The sequence below is a fragment of the Nocardia sp. NPDC051750 genome (assembly GCF_044453135.1).
Taxonomy (GTDB): Bacteria; Actinomycetota; Actinomycetes; order Mycobacteriales; family Mycobacteriaceae; genus Nocardia.
In genome coordinates this window covers 429,785-450,656 of record NZ_JBITCK010000006.1, presented here as the reverse complement: position 1 = coordinate 450,656, position 20,872 = coordinate 429,785, and the positions used below count along the sequence as shown (strand labels likewise).

The following is a 20,872-nucleotide window of genomic DNA, read 5'->3' as shown; positions in this document are numbered from 1 at the left end:
GGGAGACCGGCGCCGGTGGTCAGGGAACTGCTCGTGCCGTCCGATTCAGCGTCCGGACAGCAGGTATTCGGCGACGGTGGTGTCGGTGGCCGAACCTTCCTGGTAGCCACCCTCACCGTTCATCGCCGTCATGATCGCCAGGGTGTAGCGCTCGCCCGGACCGGCAAAGCCGACCGAGTTCACCACCCAGCCGCCCTGCTCGTCGGACCAGCCGTTCTTCAGGCCGGGCCGCATGGCCGCTCCGGCGCCCCAGACACCCCAGTGCTGGTTGGAATCGACGCGGCGCATCAGATCCAGCAGGTAGCCGCGATCATCGGGATGCATCCGGTCCAGCACACTCGACATGAGCCGGTCGAGGTCGGCCGCGGTGGTTTTCTGGAATGCCCAGTGCGGACCGGGATTGGGGGAGGGCTGCGGTGCCAGGCTGGTCATTCCGTTGGCGCGGAACGCATTGTTGAACGCCATCCGGTCGAACCCGGCGTACTTGTTCCACAGCAGGTCGGTGGCCTGGTCGTTGGAGGTCAGCAGCATCTGCTCGATGAGCTGGCGGTCCTCCGGCGGCAGCGCGATGGCACCGACGCGGGCCCGGTTGAGCAGATCCTGTGCGATCGCGAGCTTGATCGTGGACGCCGTCCACACCATGTCTTCGGCGTGCGGACTCGCGTAGACGGCACCGGTCTGCCGATCCCGGATCACATACCCGGTGACTCCCGGCCGCGAGTCCAGATACGAGTTGACGGTATCGATCCGGGTGGCCAGATCGCAGTCGAAGCCGTGCGCGCAACCCTGGGTGTGCGCAAGTGGGACGGCCTCGGCCGACGGCAGGCCGGCGGGGGCACCGGCGAACAGGATCGCGGCGGCGGCCAGGACGGTTGCGGGTGCGGCCACGCGAGGCGCCGCAGCGGTGAGCAGGGGGTAACGCACGAGGAAACACACTGTCATATCGGCGCTCCGCGCGCACGTTTTCCTTCGAGTCACCGAATGGGCGCTGGTGGGCACAGCCCATCGTCGAACAGCGCCTCGCCGGAGCGGGCGCAGCGGGACGCAGGTTCTAGTGCCCCCGCGCCGTGGCCTTCAGCTCCGCCACCGGACGGCCGTTGAGCCGATAGCAGTGTGCGAACGCTTCGGTGTGTTCCTCACGTGGCCACCAGTGCAGGACGACGGTGCGTCCGTAATGCCGGGAGTTGACCAGTTCCCATCGATCGCCGGATCGGCGGACCGTGAACCCGTCCCTCGGTATCAGGGGCACAACCAGCGCTTTCATCGACGCGAACCAGCCTTTCGTGCGGTAACCCGTTCCTCCCGGGGTTGCACTGTGACACAGCGTCTCCGCGGGATCCCGGCCATCCGGCCGCGTGTCGGTGGCTCATGTGCGCTATATCACTGTGCAGAACCCTCGGTTATCCGGTAGAAGCGTTCGGCGCTAGGGACATTCGGCTGATGATCACCTGTCCCGGGGTTGTCCTCTGCGTTGCGGGGGGTTGCCCGGTGCTGTCGGTGTCGGGGCGTATAAACGGGTGGACGAGGCGGCCGCCCTGAGGTGTGCGGGTGCGGCGGAGGATGGTGATCGAACCGAGCGGAAGGGCGGAGATGGCGCTGCACATCCACCGTGCCGAACGCGCGGACGCGCTGGCCGCCGCGCTGGCGGCGGTGCTCGCCGACCCGCCGGCCGATCCGTTCGCCACGGAAGTGGTGGCGGTGCCCGCCAAGGGCGTGGAGCGCTGGCTGGCACAAGAACTTTCGGGCGTCCTGGGGGCGGCACCCGGATCGCGGGACGGGATCGCGGCGAATATCCGGTTCCCGGCCCCGGCCGCTCTGGTCGAGGATGTGCTGCACCAGGCCACGGGTGTTGGCGCGCAGACGGATCCGTGGACGCACGACCGCGTGGTGTGGGCCCTGCTGCGGGTCATCGACGAATCGGTACACGAACCGTGGTGCGCGGTACTGGCACAGCATCTCGGTCTCGACCCGGCCGGGCTGTCACCCGGGGACCGGCCCCCGGCGGAACCCGGAACCGAACCGGTGACCGCCGGCGCCGAGCACCGGTTGGGCAGGCGCTATGCCACGGCGGCCCGGCTGGCCCTGCTGTTCGATGCGTATTCCGTTCAACGTCCGAGCCTGATCATCGAATGGGCCGGTGGCGCGGATACCGACGGCACGGGCCGGCCGCTCCCGGACGACCTGGTGTGGCAGCCCGCCCTCTGGCGCCGGCTGCGCGCGGCGGTCGGCGAGCCCGGTCCGGCGGAACGCCTGCGCGCCGCGTGCGCCCGATTGCGCGCCGAGCCGGAGGTGGTCGCGCTGCCCGACCGGTTGTCGCTCTTCGGCGCGACCCGGCTGCCCGCCGGGCACCTGGCGGTGCTCACCGCCCTGGCCGAGCACCGCGACCTGCACCTGTGGCTGACTCACCCGAGCCCCGCGATGTGGGACTCGCCGGCCCGGCGCCGCCCCGATCCGGTGGCGGGGTCCGGCGCCGGCCGCGAGCACGCCGGGCCGGCGCCGGAGGTTTCCCGGGCTGCCGATGATTCGGCCTCCCGGGTCCGGCACCCGTTCCTGGCTGGGTCGAGCCGCGATATCCGAGAACTCCAACTGCGGTTGCCGCGGGCGGCTTCCGATACCCGGTACGCGCCCATCTCGGAGGGGGAGGAGACGGAACCGGTAGGCCGCACGACACCTGCGCCGGTATCCGGGCGACCCACGGAGAACACGGATTCCGTGGATACCGGAGCAGCCCGTGCGGCCCGGCCGGACTGTAGGCCGGCGAGCCTGCTGCAGGCGCTGCAATCCCATATTCGCGACGACGACTGGCCCCCGCCGGCCGGACAGCACACCGGTGACGGCAGTGTGCAGATCCATGCCTGTCACGGGCCGGTACGACAGGTGGAGGTACTGCGCGAATGCCTGCTCGGCCTCTTCGCCGCCGACCCCGCCCTCGAGCCGCGTGATGTCGTGATCATGTGCCCCGAGGTCGAGGTATTCGCGCCGCTGGTCCGGGCGGCGTTCGGGCAGCCGGGGCCCGGAGGCCCGGACGCGCCGGATACCGCGGCGCATCCCGGCCACCGGTTGCGGGTGCGGCTCGCCGACCGCGGTCGTGCCGTGACCAATCCGCTGCTGGGGCTGATCGTGCAGCTGCTGGAATTGGCGCGGGGGCGGGTCACCGTCACCGAGGTCCTGGATCTGGCGGCCACCGAACCGGTACGCCGCGCCTGCCGATTCGATGACGACGATATCGAGCGGATGCGGGAATGGGCGGTCGAGGCCGGCGCCCGCTGGGGAATCGGCCGGCGGCAGCGGCAAGCGTTCGGGCTCGGTGATTTCGAGCAGAACACCCTCAACGCCGCCCTCGACCGGATCCTGCTCGGTGTCACCGCGGACGAGAGTTCACAGGACTGGCTGGACAGGGTGCTGCCGCTCGATGATGTGGACAGCAACGATATCGATCTGGCCGGCCGGTTCGCGGAATACATCGACCGGCTGGCGGTGATCGTGCGCGATCTGCAAGGGCCCGCGCCCGCCGACCGGTGGTCCGAGATCCTGGGGCGTGCCCTCGATCTGCTGACCGATGTCCCGGAGTCGCAGGCGTGGATACGGACCGAGGCGCGCCGGGAACTGGCGGCCGCGACGGCCTACGCCGGCGAGACGGCACTGCGGCTCGCCGATATTGCGGAACTGCTACAGAGCCGGCTCGCGGCGGCCCCGACCCGCGCCAACTTCCGCACCGGCGAGCTCACCGTGTGCACCATGACGCCGATGCGCTCGGTTCCGCATCGCGTGGTGGTGTTACTGGGCGTGGACGACGAGGTCTTTCCGCGCGGTGCGGGCATCGACGGGGACGACATACCCGCCCGCGATCCGCTACTGGGCGAACGCGATCCGCGTTCCGAGGATCGGCAGCTGTTCCTGGACGCGATCATGGCTGCCCGCGACACCCTGGTGGTGCTGCACACCGGTGCCGATCCGGTCACCGGTGCGTACCGTCCGCCGGCCGTGCCGGTCGCCGAACTGCTGGACACGCTGCGCGCCCATGTCGGGACTCCGGGGATGTCCGCGGTGGTGACCCGTCATCCGCTGCAGGCACACGATCGGCGTAATTTCGCGGCGCCGGCGCCGTTCAGTTTCGATACGGCCGCGTTCGCGGGCGCTCGGGCGACGCTGCGGCCACCCGTCGCCGAGGCCGGATCGTTCACGCGGGCCCTGCCCGCCGCCGAGACCACCGAGACGAGTCTGGCCGAGCTCATCGCCTTCCTGGAGCATCCGGTGCGCGGTTTCCTCTGGCAGCGGCTGGGTTTGCGGATTCCCGACCAGGAGGAGGAAATCGCCGATCGGTTACCGATCGAATTCGGCGGCCTCGACACCTGGGCTCTGGGGGAGCGCATGCTGGCCGCCCGGCTCGCCGGTGCCGACCCCGCGGACCTGCGGGCGGCGGAATGGCGGCGCGGCACACTTCCCCCGGCCGAACTCGGTCGCGCCGTGCTGAACGATGTGGAGCGCACCGTCGAAACCCTGGTCCGGGCGGCCGGACCGGACTACACCCAGGCGCCGCGTGATATCGATATCGCCGTGGACCTCGGCGGCGGCCGCCGGCTGACCGGAACCGTTGCCGAGGTACGCGGTGATCTGCTGGTGCGCACCACGTACTCCCGTATCGCACCGAAGCACCGGCTCGCGGCGTGGGTTTCGGTGCTGGCCCTGGCGGTGACCGAGGACCGGCCGTGGCGTGCCGCGGTGACCGGGCGCGGCCGCTTCCCCACCCCGGCCTGGCGCAGCGAATTGACCCCGCCGTCCGCGGACGAGGCGAACGGGATCCTGCGGACACTGGTCGCGCTGCGCGATGCGGGACTGTCCGAGCCTCTGCCGATCCCGACCGCCACGACCGCCGCCTACGCCGCGGCGCGGTACCGGCGGCTGCCGGTGGAGGAGGCCATGGTCGCCGCCGACCGGGAATTCGGCGGCGGTGACCGAACCCGGGACTTCGCCGAGCACACCGACCGGAACGTCCGCTATGTCTGGGGCCGGACCCCGGAGCTGAGCCGTCTCACCGCGGCCGCGGCACCGGACGGGGAACCGGTCGAGCCCACGCGTTTCGGTTCCATCGCCCGCCGCCTGTGGGGCCCGCTGCTGCGTGCCGAACAGCAGGGCGCGCCGTGATCGCCGCGAGCAGCCACGAGGAGGCAACGGTGACGGCTGTGTCCCCGCCCGCTGGTGGTACCACTTTCGCGCTGTGCGACGACCTCCCCGTCGGTACCACCGTGCTGGAAGCCAGCGCGGGTACGGGCAAAACCTATGCGATCGTCGGGTTGGCGGTCCGCTATGTGGCCGAGGCCGGAATCGCGATATCCCGGCTGCTCCTGGTGACATTCAGCCGCGCCGCGACCCAGGAGTTGCGGGAACGCACTCGCGATCGGTTCGTCGCTGTCGCCGCCGCCCTCGCCGACCCGGCGGCCGCGCGCACCGCGGCCGACGAATTGGTGCGTCATCTGGCCACCGCCGACCCCGAGGAGGTGGGCGCCCGGCGCGCCCGACTGCTCACCGCGCTCTCGGATTTCGACGCCGGGGTGATCGCCACCACGCACAGTTTCTGCCAGCGCATGCTCGCCGAACTGGGACTCGCCGGTGACCTCGACCCGGGCGTCCGGCTGGTGGAGGAGGCCGACGACATCACCCGCGCGGTGATCGACGATCTGTATCTCGGCCGGTACGCGCGCACCCCGGCACCGTTCACGGTGAAACAGGCACACCGATTCGCTGCCGCCGCGGTCCGCGACCGGCAGGCACTGCTCGCTCCCGACACCGACGACGTCTCGGCGCAGCGGGTCGCCTTCGCCGCCGCGGTGCGTGTGGAAACCGAACGCCGGAAACGGCTTTCGGGGCTGCGTGATTTCGACGATCTGCTGGTCCTGCTCCGCGACATCCTGGCCGACCCGGCGCGCGGGCCCGCCGCGTGCCGCCGCATCCGGGACCGGTATCCGGTGGTGCTGGTCGACGAATTCCAGGACACCGATCCGCTGCAGTGGGAGATCCTGTACCGCGCGTTCCACGGCCACACCACGCTGGTGCTGGTGGGTGACCCCAAACAGGCGATCTACGCGTTTCGCGGCGCTGAAGTGCTCAGCTACCTGGACGCCGTCGGCCATGCGACCGCCCGGCGCGAACTCACCACCAATCGACGCAGCGATGCCGGGCTGCTGCGGGCGCTGGACCATCTCCTCGGCGGTGCGGCGCTCGGTCATGACAAGATCGTCGTGCCGGCGGTCACCGCGACCCAGCCGTGGACCCGGTTGCGCGGTCCGGCCGAACTGGTCACCGCGCTGCGGTTGCGCTGCCTGCCCCGGACCGGGGCCGGGCCGCGGGGAGTATCGGGTTTCCCGAATATCCATCGGCAGCGCGCCCGGGTCGCCGCGGATCTGGCGGCCGATCTCGTCGCCCTGCTGGAATCCGGCACCGTCCTCACCGAGAAGACGGGTCGCCGGACGGGGCCGGACCCCCTCGGGGACGGTATCGGCGGGACGGGGGACAGTAGTGACCCGGAGCGTCCCCTCGGCCCCGGGGATATCGCTGTGCTCGTACGCACCCATACTCAACTGGAAGTGGTCCGGGAGGCCCTCGAACGCGCACGTGTCCCCGTGGTATTGACCAGTGGCAGCAGTATTTTCGCGACACCGAGCGCCACCGACTGGCTGTGGGTGCTGTCCGCGCTCGAACAGCCCCACCGCGCGGATCGGGTGCGGTTGGCCGCGCTCACCCCGATATTCGGCTATACCGGCGCCGAGATGGATACCGGGGGTGCGGATCTGGTCGGGCGGGTCAGCGCCGAACTGCGCGAGGCGGCACGCCTGTTCGCCCGCGCGGGGTTCGCCGCCGTATTCGAGAAGATCGCCGGCACCACCCGGCTGGTACCGCGACTGCTGGCCGTCGGCCACGGGGAACGGCGGCTCACCGATATCCGCCACCTGGCCCAGCTCCTGGACGAGGTCTCGGCCACCGAGGGATTCGGACTGACCGCCCTGACCCGGTGGTTCGCCGACCGGGTCCGGGATCCGGCCTCGGGCTCGGTGGCCGGGCGGAGCCGGCGGCTGGATCGCGATATCGCCGCGGTGCAGCTCGCGACGGTGCACGCCAGCAAAGGACTCGAGTTCCCGGTGGTGTATCTGCCGTTCGCGTGGGACAGTTCGGCCGATCCCAAACCCGCCACCTTGCTGATGCACGAGAACGGTGCCCGGGTCCTCGATATCGGCGGACCCGACGCCCCCGGATACGCCGCCCGCAAGGACCTCGCCGACAGCGAATCCGCCGGGGAGGAACTGCGTTTGTGCTATGTGGCGCTGACCCGGGCGTGCTGTCAGGTGGTCGCCTGGTGGGCGCCGTCGTTCGGGACCGCGGTCGCGCCCTTGCACCGGTTGTTGTTCGGCCGGGCTTCCGATACGCCACAACCGAAATCGCGCGCCCCGGTCGACGAGGATGCCGCCGTCGTGGACCGGATCCGGGCGTGGGCCACCGCGGCGGAGGGGGCCATCTCGGTTACGGCCGCCGATCCCGGCGCGGAGGTTCCGGTGTACCGGCCCGGAACCGCGGCGGCGAGCGGCGAACTCGCGGTGGCCGGCTTCGACCGGAACCTGGACGACCACTGGCGGCGCACCTCCTATTCGGCGCTCACCGCCACAGCGCATCTTGCCGCGCCCGATACCGAGCCGGAGGATCCGATCGGCCCGGAGGACGAACCGCCCGCGCCCGCGTCGGCGGCCGAGCCCGCCGACGACCCCGGACCCGCCTCGCTGATGAACGAGCTGCCCTACGGGGCGGAGTTCGGGACCCTGGTGCACGCGGTGCTGGAACGGGTGCGTACCGATGCCGCCGATCTGGCCGTCGAAGTCCGCGATCGCTGCGGCGAAACCGTGCGCGAGATGCTCTCCGACGCCGACCCGGATGTGCTGTCGGACGCGCTGCTCGCGGTGCTGCGCACGCCGATCGGATTCGGCACCCTCGCCGATATCGCCGACCGGGACCGATTGTGCGAACTCGAATTCGAACTTCCGCTGGCCGGTGGCGATCAACCCGCCGACGGATCGGCCACCGTGCACCGGATCGCCGCGCTGGTGCGTACCCACCTCGACCCCGGCGATGTGTTCCACGCCTACGCCGACGAACTCGCCACCCTCGACGACACCCCGTTGCGCGGCTACCTCACCGGCAGTATCGACGCGGTCCTGCGCACTCCCGGCGGGACCTTCGTGGTGGTGGATTACAAGACCAACCGGCTGGGCCACGGCGATCTCACCGTCGCCCACTACACCCCGGACCGGATGGCCGCCGAAATGATCCGTTCACACTACCCGTTGCAGGCCCTGCTGTACTCGGTGGCGCTGCACCGGTATCTGCGCTGGCGGTTGCCCGGCTACGATCCCGCCACTCATCTCGGCGGAATCCGCTACCTCTTCGTTCGCGGCATGATCGGACCCGAAACCCCCGACGGTGCCGGAGTGTTCGACTGGACCCCGCCGTCCGCACTGATCACCGGATTGTCGGAGCTGCTGGCCGGAGGTGGGGCATCGTGATACCCATCCGGGTGGCGCTGCGCGGCAGCGGGATCCTGCGGGAATTCAATGAGGCCGGGGTGCTGTCGGCCGCGGATGTCCATGTGGCCGAACGGCTGGGCCGGCTCGGCGGGGAGACCCGCGATCTGGTGCTCTTCGCCGCGGCGCTGGCGGTGCGCGCCGTGCGGTCGGGATCGGTATGCCTGGATCTGACCAGGATGCGGGAGATCGGTGTGGATGCCGACGACGAGCACCAGGAACAGGTCGACCTCGCGGAATTGCCCTGGCCCGATGAGCTGACGGTGATCGATGCGCTCCGGGACAGTCCGCTGGTGTGCGGCGGACCGGCCGGCCCGTTGCGCCCGCTGCGGGTCACCGATCCGGCGCGCCCGGGCACCGGCCCGCTGCTCTACCTGGACCGTTACTACCGGCAGGAGCAGACCATCCGCCGGGTGCTCACCGCGCGTGGGGCCGATCATCCGCCCGCCGATCCGGCCGTGGTGTGCCGCGAACTGGATCGGCTCTTCGGCCCGAGGGGCAATACACCCGACCGCCAGCGACTCGCCGCGGCACTGGCCGCCACCCACTGGACCACCGTGGTGGCCGGTGGGCCCGGTACCGGGAAAACCCACACCATCGCGCGGATCCTCGCCCTGCTGTCCGCCCACGGTGCGGCGGGGGCCGGGCCCGGCGCCGCACCACTGCGGACAGCCCTGGCCGCGCCCACCGGTAAGGCGGCCGCCCGGCTGCAGGAGGCCGTCCGCGACCAGGCGGGGCCGCTCGGTCTCCCGGAACTCTCCGCGTCGACGCTGCACCGCCTGCTGGGCTGGCAACGTGGGCGTACCACCCGATTCCGCTATCACGAACACAACCGCCTGCCCTACGACGTGGTCGTCGTGGACGAAACATCGATGGTCTCGCTGACCATGATGAGCCGGTTGCTCACCGCCCTGCGCCCGGATACCCGGCTCGTCCTGGCCGGTGACCCGGACCAGCTCGCCTCGGTGGACGCGGGTGCCGTGCTCGCGGATCTGGTCGCCGCACCGTTTCCGGGTGCCGCGAATCCCGCGTTCGAGGAAGTACTGGCGTCCGGCGCGGGATTCGGCGGACAGCTCGACGCTGCCGCGCCGGCGGAGACCGCGGAGTCCGAAGCCCTCACCGACCCGGAGCGAAACCGCTTGCGCGGCGGTATCGTCCGGCTCACCCGGGGACGCCGGTTCGGCGGCCGGATCGCCGATCTGGCCGTGGCGGTCCGGGCGGGCGATACCGAGACCGCGCTGGATCTGCTCCGGTCGGGTGGCGATATGCTGGAGCTGCTCGGCCCGGACGAAATCGCCGCCGTCCGGGCCGATGTCGTATCCACAGCCCAGCGGGTCACCGCCGCCGCGAGCGCGGGCGACGCCGCCGGGGCACTGGCCGCTTTCGAATCGCATCGGCTGCTCTGCGCCCATCGCCGCGGTCCGTACGGGGTGGAGCACTGGGACCGGACGGCCGCCGAATGGGCCGCCGCGGCGGGCGCGGGTCCGGAGAGCCGGGCCGGTACGTGGTACCCCGGTCAGCCGCTGCTGGTGACGGCCAACGACCACGAAGCCCGGATCTACAACGGCGATACCGGCGTGGTGCTGCGCCGGCCGGACGGGTCGCTGCGGGTGGCGCTGCAACGTGGCGAGGAGCCGCTGCTCGTCCATCCCACCCAATTCCCCGCGGTGGTGACGGTGTTCGCGATGACCATCCATCGCAGTCAGGGCAGCCAGTACGACGCGGTGACCATCGTCCTCCCGGAGCCGGGCTCGAGCCTGCTGACCCGCGAACTCCTGTACACCGCGATCACCCGGGCGCGCCGCCACGTGCGCATTCTGGGCAGCGAGGAGGCCATCCGGACCGCCATCGACCGCCACGTCCTCCGTGCCAGCGGGCTTAGTCTCGACCACGCCGACCGACCCGGCTGACGCGGTACGGCCGTCAGCGGACTGCGGGCCCGTGAGCGGGTTGCCCGGCCGGCCCGCCCGCCCCGTGGGCAGACCGGCGCGCCGGTCCGTGCGCCGGATGCCGCGCCGGCCGTGCGCGGACGCCGCGACTACTCGGCGACTTCCGGTGCGGCGTGGAACAATCCGGGCAGCGCCATGGCGTACTGCACATCGGCGATGTTGCCCAGGGTGGCCAGCACCACCCGGATCATCGTGAGCCGGGCCGCGGCCACTGTGCCGGGGTCCGGTTCCGTGCCCGGTTCGGCGTCGGCCGAAATCCGGTACACGACGTATTCGCAGACGTGCAGCGCGGCGTCGAGGTCCAGCGGTTCGGGAACCGAACGGCCGAGTTCGGCGAACTTGTTTCGCACGATCGAGCGGATCCCGTCGATGGCCTGGTTCCGGTAGGCCGACACCGGGGAGGCCGGGTCGTGCAGCTCGGCGAACAGCGGCCGCAGCATCGCCCCGTGCCCGTGCGCCCAGTCCAGGTAGGCGTCGATCAGCCGGATGCCCAGATCCACGCCTTCGCCGGTCGCCTCGAGTGCCGCGGCGATCCCGCCGACCAGTTCCGCGTTCGACACGTCCAGCAGCACGTTGAGCGGTTCGGTCGCATTGGCGAAATAGCGGTAGAAAGTGGGCCGGGACAGCCCGGCCCGGTCGATGATCTGTGCCACGCTCAGGCCGCGTGACCCGGAGCGGGTGAAGACCTCGGCGGTCGCGTCGACGATCCGGGCACGGACCTGTTCGGCCTGTTCGCGGGTCTGCGGCGGGCGACCCCGCCGGGCCCCGCCGGCGGCGTACCCCGCGGGCTGCGGCTGGTTCGCCGATCCCGCCGGCCGTGTCGCGGGGCCGTCCGCCCGATCCGCTGGTCGAGTGCTCACGACCGGGCTTCCGGCGGCGCCGCGTGATGCTGTTCCGGCAGGGCCGTGAGACCCGGTTCCGGAGGTGCGCTGAGCTGCCCTTCCAGCGGTGCTGTGAGATTCCACAGCCTCCACTGGTTCGGGGCTGTTGCACACAACGGACCCCTTGACACTCCACACGGCACGAGCATTACATTAACACCACTGTTCAATTAATCATCTCCGCCGCGATGCACCGTCGCGGCGGGTACTCGCCCAGGAGAATGCCGACGATGACCACCGCCGCCCAGCGTCCCGCCGCCACCGGCGCACTGACTCCGGACCTGGTCGAACGGCTGCTCGGCCGGGCCGCCGCCGGCGGGGCCGCCGCCGTCCCGATCGTCGCACCGGCCACCGGCGAGCTGATCGCCGAACTGCCGCAGTCCTCGGTCGCCGATATCGAGGCCGCGTTCGATCGCGCCCGCGCGGCGCAGCGGCAGTGGGCCCGGGTTCCGGTGCGTCAGCGGGCCGCGGTGCTGCGCCGTTTCCACGATCTGGTGCTGGCCGAACAGGACACCATTCTCGATATCGTGCAGACCGAAACCGGGAAGTCCCGCGCGCACGCGTTCGACGAGGTCGGCGACGTCGCGGTCAATTCCCGGTACTACGCCGCCACCGCGCCCAAACTGCTGGCGCACCGCAACCCGCGCGGTGTGCTCCCGGTGCTCACCGATGTCCAGGTCCGGCAGCGTCCCAAAGGTGTCGTCGCGGTGATCTCGCCGTGGAACTATCCGCTGGCGCTGGCGGTGTCGGATGCGCTGCCCGCCCTGGTGGCCGGAAACGCCGTGGTGGGGCGACCGGACAATCAGACCGCGCTCACCGCGCTGTGGGCGGTGGATGCCGCCGTCCGGGCCGGTCTTCCGGCGGATCTGTGGCAGATCGTGCTCGGTCGCGGGTCGGTGATCGGTGGCGAGGTGATCGACCGCGCCGACTATGTCGACTACACCGGCTCGAGTGCCACCGGCCGCACCATCGGACGTCAGGCGGGGGAGCGGCTGATCGGCTGCTCGCTCGAACTCGGCGGGAAGAATCCGCTGCTGGTGCTCTCGGACGCCGATCCGGTCGCCGCCGCCAAGACCGCCGTGCGGGCCAGTTTCGCGTCGGCCGGGCAGTTGTGCGAGTCGATGGAGCGCATCTACGTCCACGAGCAGGTCTATGACCGGTTCGTCGGCGAATTCGTCCCGGCTGTCAAGGCTTTGAAGCTGGGCTCACCGCTCGACTACTCCACCGATATGGGGTCGCTGACCTTCCGGCGTCAGCTCGACACCGTGCGCGCGCATGTCGACGATGCCTTGTCGAAGGGTGCCACCGTGCTGGCCGGCGGTGCGCACCGGCCCGAACTCGGGCCCTATTTCTACGAGCCCACCGTGCTCACGGATGTCACCGCCGAGATGACGGTGTACCGGGAGGAGACGTTCGGTCCGGTCGTCTCGGTCTACAAGGTCGGCAGCGACGACGAGGCCGTCACCCAGGCCAACGACACCCCGTACGGTCTCAACGCCAGTGTGTGGTCGCGCAGCACGTCGCGGGGCCGCGAGTTCGCCGCCCGGATCAATGCGGGGTCGGTGAATGTCAACGAGGGCTTCATCGCGGCCTGGGGGAGCGCGGATGCGCCGTCCGGCGGTGTGGGAATTTCCGGAACGGGACGCCGGCACGGCCCCGAGGGCCTGCTGAAGTATGTCGACACCCAGACCATCGCGGTGCAGCGGATGCTGCCGATCGCGCCGCTGCCGGGGATGTCGGAGGCCATGTGGGCGAAAACCATGACACTGTATTTCCGGGTCATGAAGACGCTGCGCCAGAAATAGGCACTGCCCTTGTTGATCTCCGACGATGAAGGATCCGAATCGATGAAACTCGACACGGTGGCCGGTAAAAAGGTGCTGATCACCGGTGCCGCCATGGGCCTGGGCAAACTGTTCGCCGAACGGGCGGTGCGCGAGGGTGCGGCCGCGGTGGTGCTCTGGGATATCAACGAGACGGGCCTGCGGGACACCGCGGCCGAACTCGGTGCGGCCGGGGGAACGGTGCACACCTATACGGTCGATGTGTCCGACCGGGCGGCCGTCGCCGCGGCCGCCGAATCGGTGCGGGTGGATGTGGGCGCTATCGATGTGCTGGTGAACAATGCCGGAATCGTGCGCGGTAACACCTATTTCTGGGAAACGAAGGACCGCGACGATATCGACAAAACGATGGCGATCAATGCCCTGGCGCCGATGTACGTGACCCTGGAGTTCCTGCCGTCGATGGTCGCCGGTACCGCCGAGGCCCGGGTGCTCACCATCGCGTCCTCGGCCGGTCTGGTGCACAACCCGCGGATGAGTGTCTACGCCGCATCGAAATGGGCGGCTCTGGGCTGGTCGGATTCGGTGCGGATCGAACTGGGCCAGGCCGGTCACGACCACGTCAAGATGACCACCGTCTGCCCGACCTACATCAACACCGGAATGTTCGAGGGCGCCAAGGGTTTCTGGTTCACCCCGATCCTCGACCAGCACAAGGTCGTGGACACCTCCTGGACGGAGATGAAGAAGGGCACCCCCGTGGTGATACTGCCGTGGACCTCACGCCTCAACAAGGTGCTGTCCGGGGTGCTGCCGCTCAAACTCCGTGATCTGTTCCTCGACACCGTCGGCGTGTACCACTCGATGGACCGGTTCACCGGCCGGAAGTAGCGGTCCCGAGCGTGCCGATGGCAACCGTGGCGTCGAGCTCGGCGGAGCGGGCGATCCGCGCACGGAAGCCGTTATCGGTGAGCACGGCAGTGGCGGAAGGTATTTGATCGACGCCGATCTCGATCAGCAGACTGCCGCCCGGTGCCAGCCAGGCGGGCGCGGTCGCGGCGGTCCGGCGCGCGAGATCCAGGCCGTCGGGTCCGCCGTCGAGCGCGGTGGCCGGCTCGTGGTCGCGGGCTTCCGGTGGCATCCGCGCGATGTACTCCGACGGCACGTACGGCGTGTTCGCCATCAGGACGCCGATCCGCCCGCGGATCCCCGGCGGTAGCGCATCGAACAGATCCCCCTGGTAGACCGAGCCGCCGGTACCGGCGAGATTCGCGCGGGCGCAGCCGACCGCCACCGGGTCGATATCGGCGGCGAACAGATCCGGTAGCGGGTCGTGGCCGCCGGCCAGTTCGGCGAGCAGGGCCAGACCCAGCGCCCCGGAGCCGCAGCACAGGTCCACCACGGTATGCGGTGGACCGTTGCGGGCAGCGGCGGCCGCCTCCTCGACCAGGAGCGCCGAACGCTGTCGCGGGACGAACACCCCGGGCCGCACACCCACCCGCAGGCCCATGAACTCGGCCCACCCGAGGACGTACTCGAGCGGGGTCCCGGCGACTCGCCGCGCGACGAGGCCGGCGAGTTCGCCCGGGGAACCCGCGGCGCTTCCCAGTAACCGTGCCTCGTCCTCGGCGAAGACACATCCGGCGGCCCGGAGCTGCCTGGTGACGGCCTCGAGTTCGAAAGCGGGCATGGGCACAGTCTGTCGCCTGCACCGGTCCGGCGCACCGGTTTTATCGTCCGGCGCGGCGCCCGGCCGGCAATGCCTGCCGAGCCGATCCGGCGGCCTCGTCACCGGCTCGTCCGGGAACTCGACAGGACCCGTGACCGGTCGTGGTAGTCGCATATCCACTCGGCGCCCGGGCCGCCCGGGCGACGGCGGGTACGGTGGCCCCGACTACCGGTCGCCGGTGAATGCCCACACCGCGGCCGGCCGGCCCGTGGCCTTGGTGCGACGCCGCTCATCCGTTTTCTCCAGCCCGGGAATGCCGGCGAGAGTGCGATTGAGATTCGCCGCGTCGGGCCGGGCGCCCAGCAGGGACGCGGTGAGGTCGACCGCGCGGGTCGCCGGGAACTGCGCACCCAGTAGAGCGCGCGTGAGGGTGCGGTCCTTCCACAGCAAGCCCGAGAGCAGCCCGCGGGCGGCCGCCGCGATGCTGTTGTGGTCGAAGGCCAGTGGTGGCGGGTCGTCGAAGGAAACCCACTGCGCGGGCCCGTGATGTGGCCCGGCCACCGCCCACATGACGATGGACAGGGTCGGCCCGCGCGGATCCCGATTCGGTTCGTCGAAGGTCACCAGCTGCCCGACCGGTCCGATGGCGGCGGCCGGAACGCCCAGTTTGGTGTGTACCGCCCGGACCGCGGCATCGGCCAGGCGTTCGCCCCGGCCCAGCAGGACACCCGGTAGCGCGACCTGCCCCGTGAACGGTTCGTGACCGCGGGCCGCGATCCCGAACGTGGCCGCGGCGTCGTCGGCCCAGAACCGCAACGCCACGACATCCACCGATACCGCCGATTGGTCCACAATCCCATCCTGCCGCACTCCGGAGTTGTTTCCGTGACACGCAGCCGCCCTCCGGGGGATGTGGTGCCCGGCTCCGGCCGGCCCGCTTCAGGGCGCCGGCCGGCACGAGCCGGTGACCGCTCGTTCCGGTATCCGGTCACCGGACCCGCCGGTCCCGCAGATGGGCAGCCGAACGCGGCCGGCTGGTTATCGTGAAGGCGTGCCGTCCCGCATCGTGAAGCGCAGCGCGACCCTGGCCGACGGCCGGGAGCTCATCTACTACGACGACGCCGACACCCGCCTCGGCCCCGAACGCCGGATCGATACCCGCCCGCTGGAACCCCGGCCGCCGACCGCGGTGATGCGCCAGGACGTCCTGACGGGGGAGTGGATCTCCATCGCCGCCGCCCGGCAGAGCCGGGTGGTGTTACCACCGGCGAACCTCGATCCGCTGGCCCCGCAGACACCGGACAATCCCTCCGAGATTCCCGATATGTACGACGTGGCGGTTTTCGAGAACCGCTCGCCGTCCTTCGGTCCCGCGCTACCCGGCGACATCACGGGCGACCCACCCGCGCCGGCCGGCCTCGGCGATATCACAGGCCTCGGGTTCGACCGGGAGCGGGTGGCGGTCGGGCGCTGTGAAGTGGTCTGCTTCAGCCCGGAGCACGAAGGCGCGTTCGGCGACCTCACGCCGAGCCGCGCCCGCACCGTGATCGAGGCCTGGGCCGACCGCACCGCCGTACTGTCCGCGCTGCCGGGGATCGAGCAGGTCTTCGTTTTCGAGAATCGCGGAAAGGCGATCGGTGTCACGCTGCCGCACCCACACGGCCAGATCTACGCCTACCCTTATGTGACACCCCGGACCACTCGTGTCCTCGAATCCGCGCGCCGGCTCGGCCCGGATCTGTTCCAGCGCATCCTCGATTCCGAACGCGCGGGTGGGCGGGTGGTACTGGCCGGCGAGATGTGGACCGCGTTCGTCCCCTTCGCGGCGCGCTGGCCGATCGAGGTGCATCTGCTCCCGCACCGGCACATTCCCGATCTCGCCGCGACCAGCGAGGCGGAACGCGACGAGCTCGTCACGCTCTATCTGCGGTTACTCCGTGGAATCGATAGCCTGTACGACGACCCGACGCCGTATATCGCGGCCTGGCATCAGGCGCCCGTGCACACGGGGCGGGACGCGATGCGCCTGCATCTGCAGCTCACCTCTATCCGGCGCGGTGCCGACAAGATCAAATACCTGGCCGGATCCGAAGCGGCGATGGGGGCTTTCGTCGCCGATATCGTGCCGGAGGAAGCGGCCGCCCGGATCCGGGCGGCCGTCGCAGCCGACTGAAAACTCCGGCAGGGCCGCCCGGATCAGCGGCTCACCGGGAGCCGGAACGTCCGCGTGGCGTCCAGGTAGATGTTGTACTGCGCCGGCCTGCTGGGTGGCGGCAACTGGGAGACGAGCTGGTCCAGTGAGGTCGTGGCACCCACCACCGGGATACCGGCGATGTACAGATCCGTCACCGCCCGCCGGATGTGGTTGGGCGATGTCACCGCCACCACAGACGTGGCGCCGACAGTGCGCAGGATCTCCGCGCTGAACAGGGCGTTGTCCACCGTCGACCCGGCCCGGTTCTCCACGTAGATCCGGCTCGCCGGGATTCCGCGGCCCACCAGCCAGTTGCGCATGGCCTGGGCTTCGGTGATGCCGTTGGCGGGATTGTTCCCGCTGACCACGATCGGTGAGAGCGGGGAGGCGATGGCCTGCAGCCAGGCGGCCTGCAGCCGGTCGACCAGTTCGGGGCGCGGGGTGCCGTCGGGCAGCAGGCCGTACCCGAAGACCACGATGCCGGTCTGCGGTCCGACCAGGGCGGGAAGGGGATTGGGCAGGGTGGCGACCCCCCGGTTGATCGCCTGGAAGACCCCGTCGGTCCCCGCGGCCATGGCCGGGTCGACCACCCGCAGGCGTCCCATGGCGTCGTCCCGGATCGGAATATCGTTGTCGTAATTCGACCAGATCGCCTGGAGCGAGAGCGCCTGCGCATCGGCCGGGTCGCGGGCGATGAGTTCGCGGAGATCGGCGCGTCCGGCGGCCGAATCGCCCTCGGTGAAGTGACGCTGGGCGGAGTTGTAGAGAGCATCGGTTTCGGGGGTGGTGGCCTGAGCCGGCGAGCCGGCGAGCGACACACTGGCAGCGATGCTGATCGCCACCAGATACTGCAGACCTCTGCGAATATGCACTACGGCGACACCTTTCCACGGGTGGAGTTGGTTCTCGTAGGTGATCGGGTGGAAGCTGGCGGTTTGCGGTATACGGCAACTCACCCTAGAGGCCATCACGGTCCGGACACGGGATTTGCGGCCGGCCGATTCGTGACATGTCCCCGGCCGGCCATGCTTTCGCGAGTCCCGGACCATCCGCGGATTTTTGCGTGCCTCAGCCGTCGTTCCGGTCCTGCGTGGTCTGTCGATGGGCTCGGCCCCGGCGGCACCCGTTAGGGTGAATGCCCGTGGATACCGCATCGCTGACCGGGAAAGACCTCGCTGCCGCTCTCAACGCGGAGACGACCGCGCGCGCGAAGGCGCTCACCGAGCGGGTGGGCCGGGCCCCGCGCCTGGCGCTGGTTGTCGCCAACGACGATCCGGCCAGCGCCTGGTATGTCAATTCGCTGAAGAAATCGGCCGCGAACCGCGGAATCGACTGCGACACGGTAGACCTGGGATCCGCGGCCTCGGCCGAGACGCTGCGGACCGAACTCTCGGTGCGCAGCGCGGACCCGGACACCGACGCGATCATGCTGCAGACCCCGCTGCCCGCGGGAGTAACCCTGGACGAGGTATCGCCGGCCATCGCCGCCACCAAGGACGTGGACGGTGTGAGCCCGCTGTCGCTCGGTCTGCTGACGGCCGGTTCGGCCGGATTCGCCCCGGCCACGGCGGAAGCAGTGGTGGAGCTACTGAAGCATCACGACATCGAACTCACCGGCCGGCATGTGGCCGTAGTCGGACGGTCCAATGTGGTCGGCAAACCCCTCGCACAGCTGTTGCTGGCGGAGAATGCCACGGTCACCATCTGCCATTCCCGCACCACCGACCTGCCCGCGGTCACCGCGGCCGCCGATATCGTGGTCGCCGCCGCCGGGCGGATCGGCCTGGTGACCGGCGCGAATCTGCGCTCCGGAGCAGTGGTGATCGATGTCGGTACGAACGAATCGGCCGACGGTACGATCGTCGGCGATGTCGATCCGGCGTCGGTCCAGGGCGTCGCGGCGGGGCTGAGCCCGGTGCCGGGCGGTGTCGGCCCGGTAACCACGGCGCTGCTCATGCGGCATGTGGTGATCGCCGCCGAACAGGCCGAGCGGCCCGGCGGTACCCCGCGCTCCTGAGCCCCGTTCTCTACTGCTATCAGGTCGTGGTCCGGGCGTTTCGGGACCCGCGTGCGGTGGGTAGCCGCTAGGGTGTGCGGGCCCGTCGGCCTGCACTGACAGTCGAGTTAAGGTGACATCGTGAACGTCGAAGTGACACCCTTGCCAGGAATAGGCGTGCGCAAGGATTTTCCACTCACCGCTGTGCGCCGGCGGATCGGGGTCGTCGACCACAAGGACGGGACGATCGACCTGATCTTCACCAAGATCGGCGACCCCGATGCCACCACGCAGATCCCGATGACCGAGGCCGAGGCCGGGACGCTGGCGAACCTGCTGGGTGCCCCGCAGCTGGTGGGACAGCTGCGTAACGAGCACCGCGATATGGACGGTGTGAACACCCGGCAGCTACCGGTCGGCGAGAACACTCCCTACGACGGGCGGACCCTGGGCGAGACGCGGATGCGGACCCGCACCAAGGCATCCATCGTCGCGGTGATGCGGGCGGGGCAGGCTATGCCGGCACCCGGGCCGGATTTCGTGTTCACCGGTGGCGATGTGCTGATCGTGGTGGGGACTTCCGATGGTCTCGACGACGCGGCGGACATTCTGAAAGACGGCTGATTCCACGGCGATGAATGCGACCACGCTGGCAATGATCCAGCTGGGGGCGGTGTTCTTCGGGCTAGGAGTGCTCGGACGCATCGCGGCCCGGATCGGTATGTCCCCGATACCCCTGTACCTGCTGGGCGGACTTGTGTTCGGGGAAGGAGGTTTCCTCGAACTACACGAGGTCGACGAGTTCATCCACCTGGCCAGCGAGATCGGTGTGGTGCTGCTGTTGCTGCTGCTCGGTCTCGAATACAGCGCGGCCGAACTCTTCACCGGTATGCGCCGATCCTGGATGGCGGGCCTGCTGGACCTGGTGCTGAACGCGACACCGGGTGTGATCGTGGCCCTGATGCTCGGGCTCGGACCCACCGGAGCGCTGGCCATGGCGGGCGTCACCTATATCTCCTCGTCCGGGATCATCGCGAAGGTCCTGAACGATCTGGGCCGGCTCGGTAACCGGGAGACCCCGGCGATCCTGTCGATCCTGGTGTTCGAGGATCTGGCGATGGCCGCCTACCTACCGGTCCTGACCGCGGTCCTGGCGGGCCTCGGATTCGTGGCCGGCCTGCAGTCCCTGGCGATCGCTCTGGTGGCAGTCACCGTCGTCCTCGTGGTCGCGTTCCGGTACGGCAAGTATGTCTCGGCGATCGTCGCGAGCGAGGACCGCGAGATATTCCTGCTGAAGTTGCTCGGATCGGCGTTACTGGTGGCCGGTGTCGCGTCCGCGCTCCAGGTATCGGCCGCGGTCGGGGCGTTCCTGCTGGGTATCGCCATCTCCGATACCACCGCGCACAATGCCACGAAGATCCTGGAACCGCTGCGTGATCTGTTCGCGGCCATGTTCTTCGTCCTGTTCGGATTGACCACCGATCCGCGCAGTATCCCGCCGGTGCTGGGCTGGGCGATTCTGCTCGCGGTGATCACCACGGTGACCAAGATCGCGACCGGCTGGTTCGCCGCCGCACATGCCCGCGCCTCGCAATTGGGCCGGGCCCGGGCCGGTGCGGCCCTGGTCGCCCGGGGCGAATTCTCCATCGTCATCGCCGGTCTGGCCGTGGCGGCGGGCGCGGTCCCGGATGAGTTCGCCGCGCTGGCCACAACCTACGTCCTGCTGATGGCGATTCTGGGTCCGATCGCGGCGCGTGTGGTGGAGCCGGTCGTTCGGTTGATCACCCGCCAGCCCAAACCGGAGCCGGATACCGCCGACGAATAGCGCGGCG

General features: G+C 70.0%; 15 protein-coding genes. 9 read left to right on the top strand and 6 right to left on the bottom strand.

The annotated features are described in order from the left end of the window. Positions 1 to 45: 45 nt before the first annotated feature. Positions 46 to 942 (bottom strand): serine hydrolase, encoded by an 897-nt coding sequence (locus tag ACIA75_RS26870; RefSeq protein WP_397108696.1) that lies wholly within the window; start codon positions 940 to 942, stop codon positions 46 to 48. 109 nt (positions 943 to 1,051) lie between these two features. After that, the gene (locus tag ACIA75_RS26865) at positions 1,052 to 1,264 is read right to left on the bottom strand and encodes a hypothetical protein (protein WP_397108694.1); all 213 of its coding nucleotides are present in this window, start codon (positions 1,262 to 1,264) and stop codon (positions 1,052 to 1,054) included. Positions 1,265 to 1,590: 326 nt separating this feature from the next. Between ACIA75_RS26865 and recC the strand changes: the two genes are divergently transcribed. From recC to recD, 3 genes are read left to right on the top strand one after another with little or no spacing between them, the layout of a single operon-like run. Next, a complete protein-coding gene (gene recC, locus ACIA75_RS26860; protein ID WP_397108692.1) occupies positions 1,591 to 5,145 on the top strand; it encodes an exodeoxyribonuclease V subunit gamma in 3,555 nt (1,184 codons plus the stop codon). Positions 5,146 to 5,174: 29 nt separating this feature from the next. Next, on the top strand, positions 5,175 to 8,549 hold the full coding sequence (locus ACIA75_RS26855) for a UvrD-helicase domain-containing protein (protein WP_397108690.1): 3,375 nt from the start codon (positions 5,175 to 5,177) through the stop codon (positions 8,547 to 8,549). Next, positions 8,546 to 10,477: an exodeoxyribonuclease V subunit alpha gene (gene recD / locus ACIA75_RS26850; protein WP_397108688.1), complete on the top strand. Its 1,932-nt coding sequence runs from the start codon at positions 8,546 to 8,548 to the stop codon at positions 10,475 to 10,477. Before ACIA75_RS26855 ends, recD begins: the two co-directional genes overlap by 4 nt. 128 nt (positions 10,478 to 10,605) lie before the next feature. Here the strand turns inward: recD and ACIA75_RS26845 are convergent, their stop codons facing one another. Then, positions 10,606 to 11,376: a TetR/AcrR family transcriptional regulator gene (locus tag ACIA75_RS26845; RefSeq protein WP_397108686.1), complete on the bottom strand. Its 771-nt coding sequence runs from the start codon at positions 11,374 to 11,376 to the stop codon at positions 10,606 to 10,608. A 251-nt stretch (positions 11,377 to 11,627) separates the two neighbouring features. Here ACIA75_RS26845 and ACIA75_RS26840 point away from each other — a divergent pair, with 251 nt between their 5' ends. Together ACIA75_RS26840 and ACIA75_RS26835 are read left to right on the top strand one after the other, a co-directional pair. Next, positions 11,628 to 13,202 carry a succinic semialdehyde dehydrogenase gene (locus ACIA75_RS26840; RefSeq protein WP_397108684.1) on the top strand — a complete coding sequence of 525 codons (1,575 nt, stop codon included), beginning with the start codon at positions 11,628 to 11,630 and terminating at the stop codon, positions 13,200 to 13,202. A gap of 42 nt (positions 13,203 to 13,244) precedes the next feature. Beyond that, positions 13,245 to 14,072, top strand: a complete 828-nt coding sequence (locus ACIA75_RS26835; RefSeq protein ID WP_397108682.1) for an SDR family NAD(P)-dependent oxidoreductase — start codon at positions 13,245 to 13,247, stop codon at positions 14,070 to 14,072. On the opposite strand, the gene ACIA75_RS26830 is transcribed toward ACIA75_RS26835, so the two are convergent. Both ACIA75_RS26830 and ACIA75_RS26825 read right to left on the bottom strand, forming a co-directional pair. Next, entirely contained in the window at positions 14,056 to 14,871 is an 816-nt protein-coding gene (locus ACIA75_RS26830) for a putative protein N(5)-glutamine methyltransferase (RefSeq protein WP_397108680.1), read from the bottom strand. The two genes, ACIA75_RS26835 and ACIA75_RS26830, sit on opposite strands and share 17 nt — an antisense overlap. 204 nt (positions 14,872 to 15,075) lie before the next feature. After that, a complete protein-coding gene (locus ACIA75_RS26825; RefSeq protein ID WP_397108678.1) occupies positions 15,076 to 15,702 on the bottom strand; it encodes an NUDIX hydrolase in 627 nt (208 codons plus the stop codon). Positions 15,703 to 15,862: 160 nt separating this feature from the next. On the opposite strand from ACIA75_RS26825, the gene galT reads away from it, so the two are divergent. Next, the gene (gene galT, locus ACIA75_RS26820; protein WP_397108676.1) at positions 15,863 to 17,023 is read left to right on the top strand and encodes a galactose-1-phosphate uridylyltransferase; all 1,161 of its coding nucleotides are present in this window, start codon (positions 15,863 to 15,865) and stop codon (positions 17,021 to 17,023) included. A 23-nt stretch (positions 17,024 to 17,046) separates the two neighbouring features. Here galT and ACIA75_RS26815 read toward each other — a convergent pair whose 3' ends face one another. Next, on the bottom strand, positions 17,047 to 17,916 hold the full coding sequence (locus tag ACIA75_RS26815) for a YdcF family protein (protein ID WP_397108674.1): 870 nt from the start codon (positions 17,914 to 17,916) through the stop codon (positions 17,047 to 17,049). 269 nt (positions 17,917 to 18,185) lie between these two features. Here ACIA75_RS26815 and ACIA75_RS26810 point away from each other — a divergent pair, with 269 nt between their 5' ends. The 3 genes from ACIA75_RS26810 (at position 18,186) to ACIA75_RS26800 (ending at position 20,865) form a co-directional block, all read left to right on the top strand. Then, entirely contained in the window at positions 18,186 to 19,061 is an 876-nt protein-coding gene (locus ACIA75_RS26810; RefSeq protein ID WP_397108672.1) for a bifunctional 5,10-methylenetetrahydrofolate dehydrogenase/5,10-methenyltetrahydrofolate cyclohydrolase, read from the top strand. Positions 19,062 to 19,181: 120 nt separating this feature from the next. Beyond that, a complete protein-coding gene (locus ACIA75_RS26805; protein ID WP_397108670.1) occupies positions 19,182 to 19,664 on the top strand; it encodes a cation:proton antiporter regulatory subunit in 483 nt (160 codons plus the stop codon). A gap of 10 nt (positions 19,665 to 19,674) precedes the next feature. Continuing rightward, positions 19,675 to 20,865 carry a cation:proton antiporter gene (locus tag ACIA75_RS26800; protein ID WP_397108668.1) on the top strand — a complete coding sequence of 397 codons (1,191 nt, stop codon included), beginning with the start codon at positions 19,675 to 19,677 and terminating at the stop codon, positions 20,863 to 20,865. Positions 20,866 to 20,872: the final 7 nt, after the last annotated feature.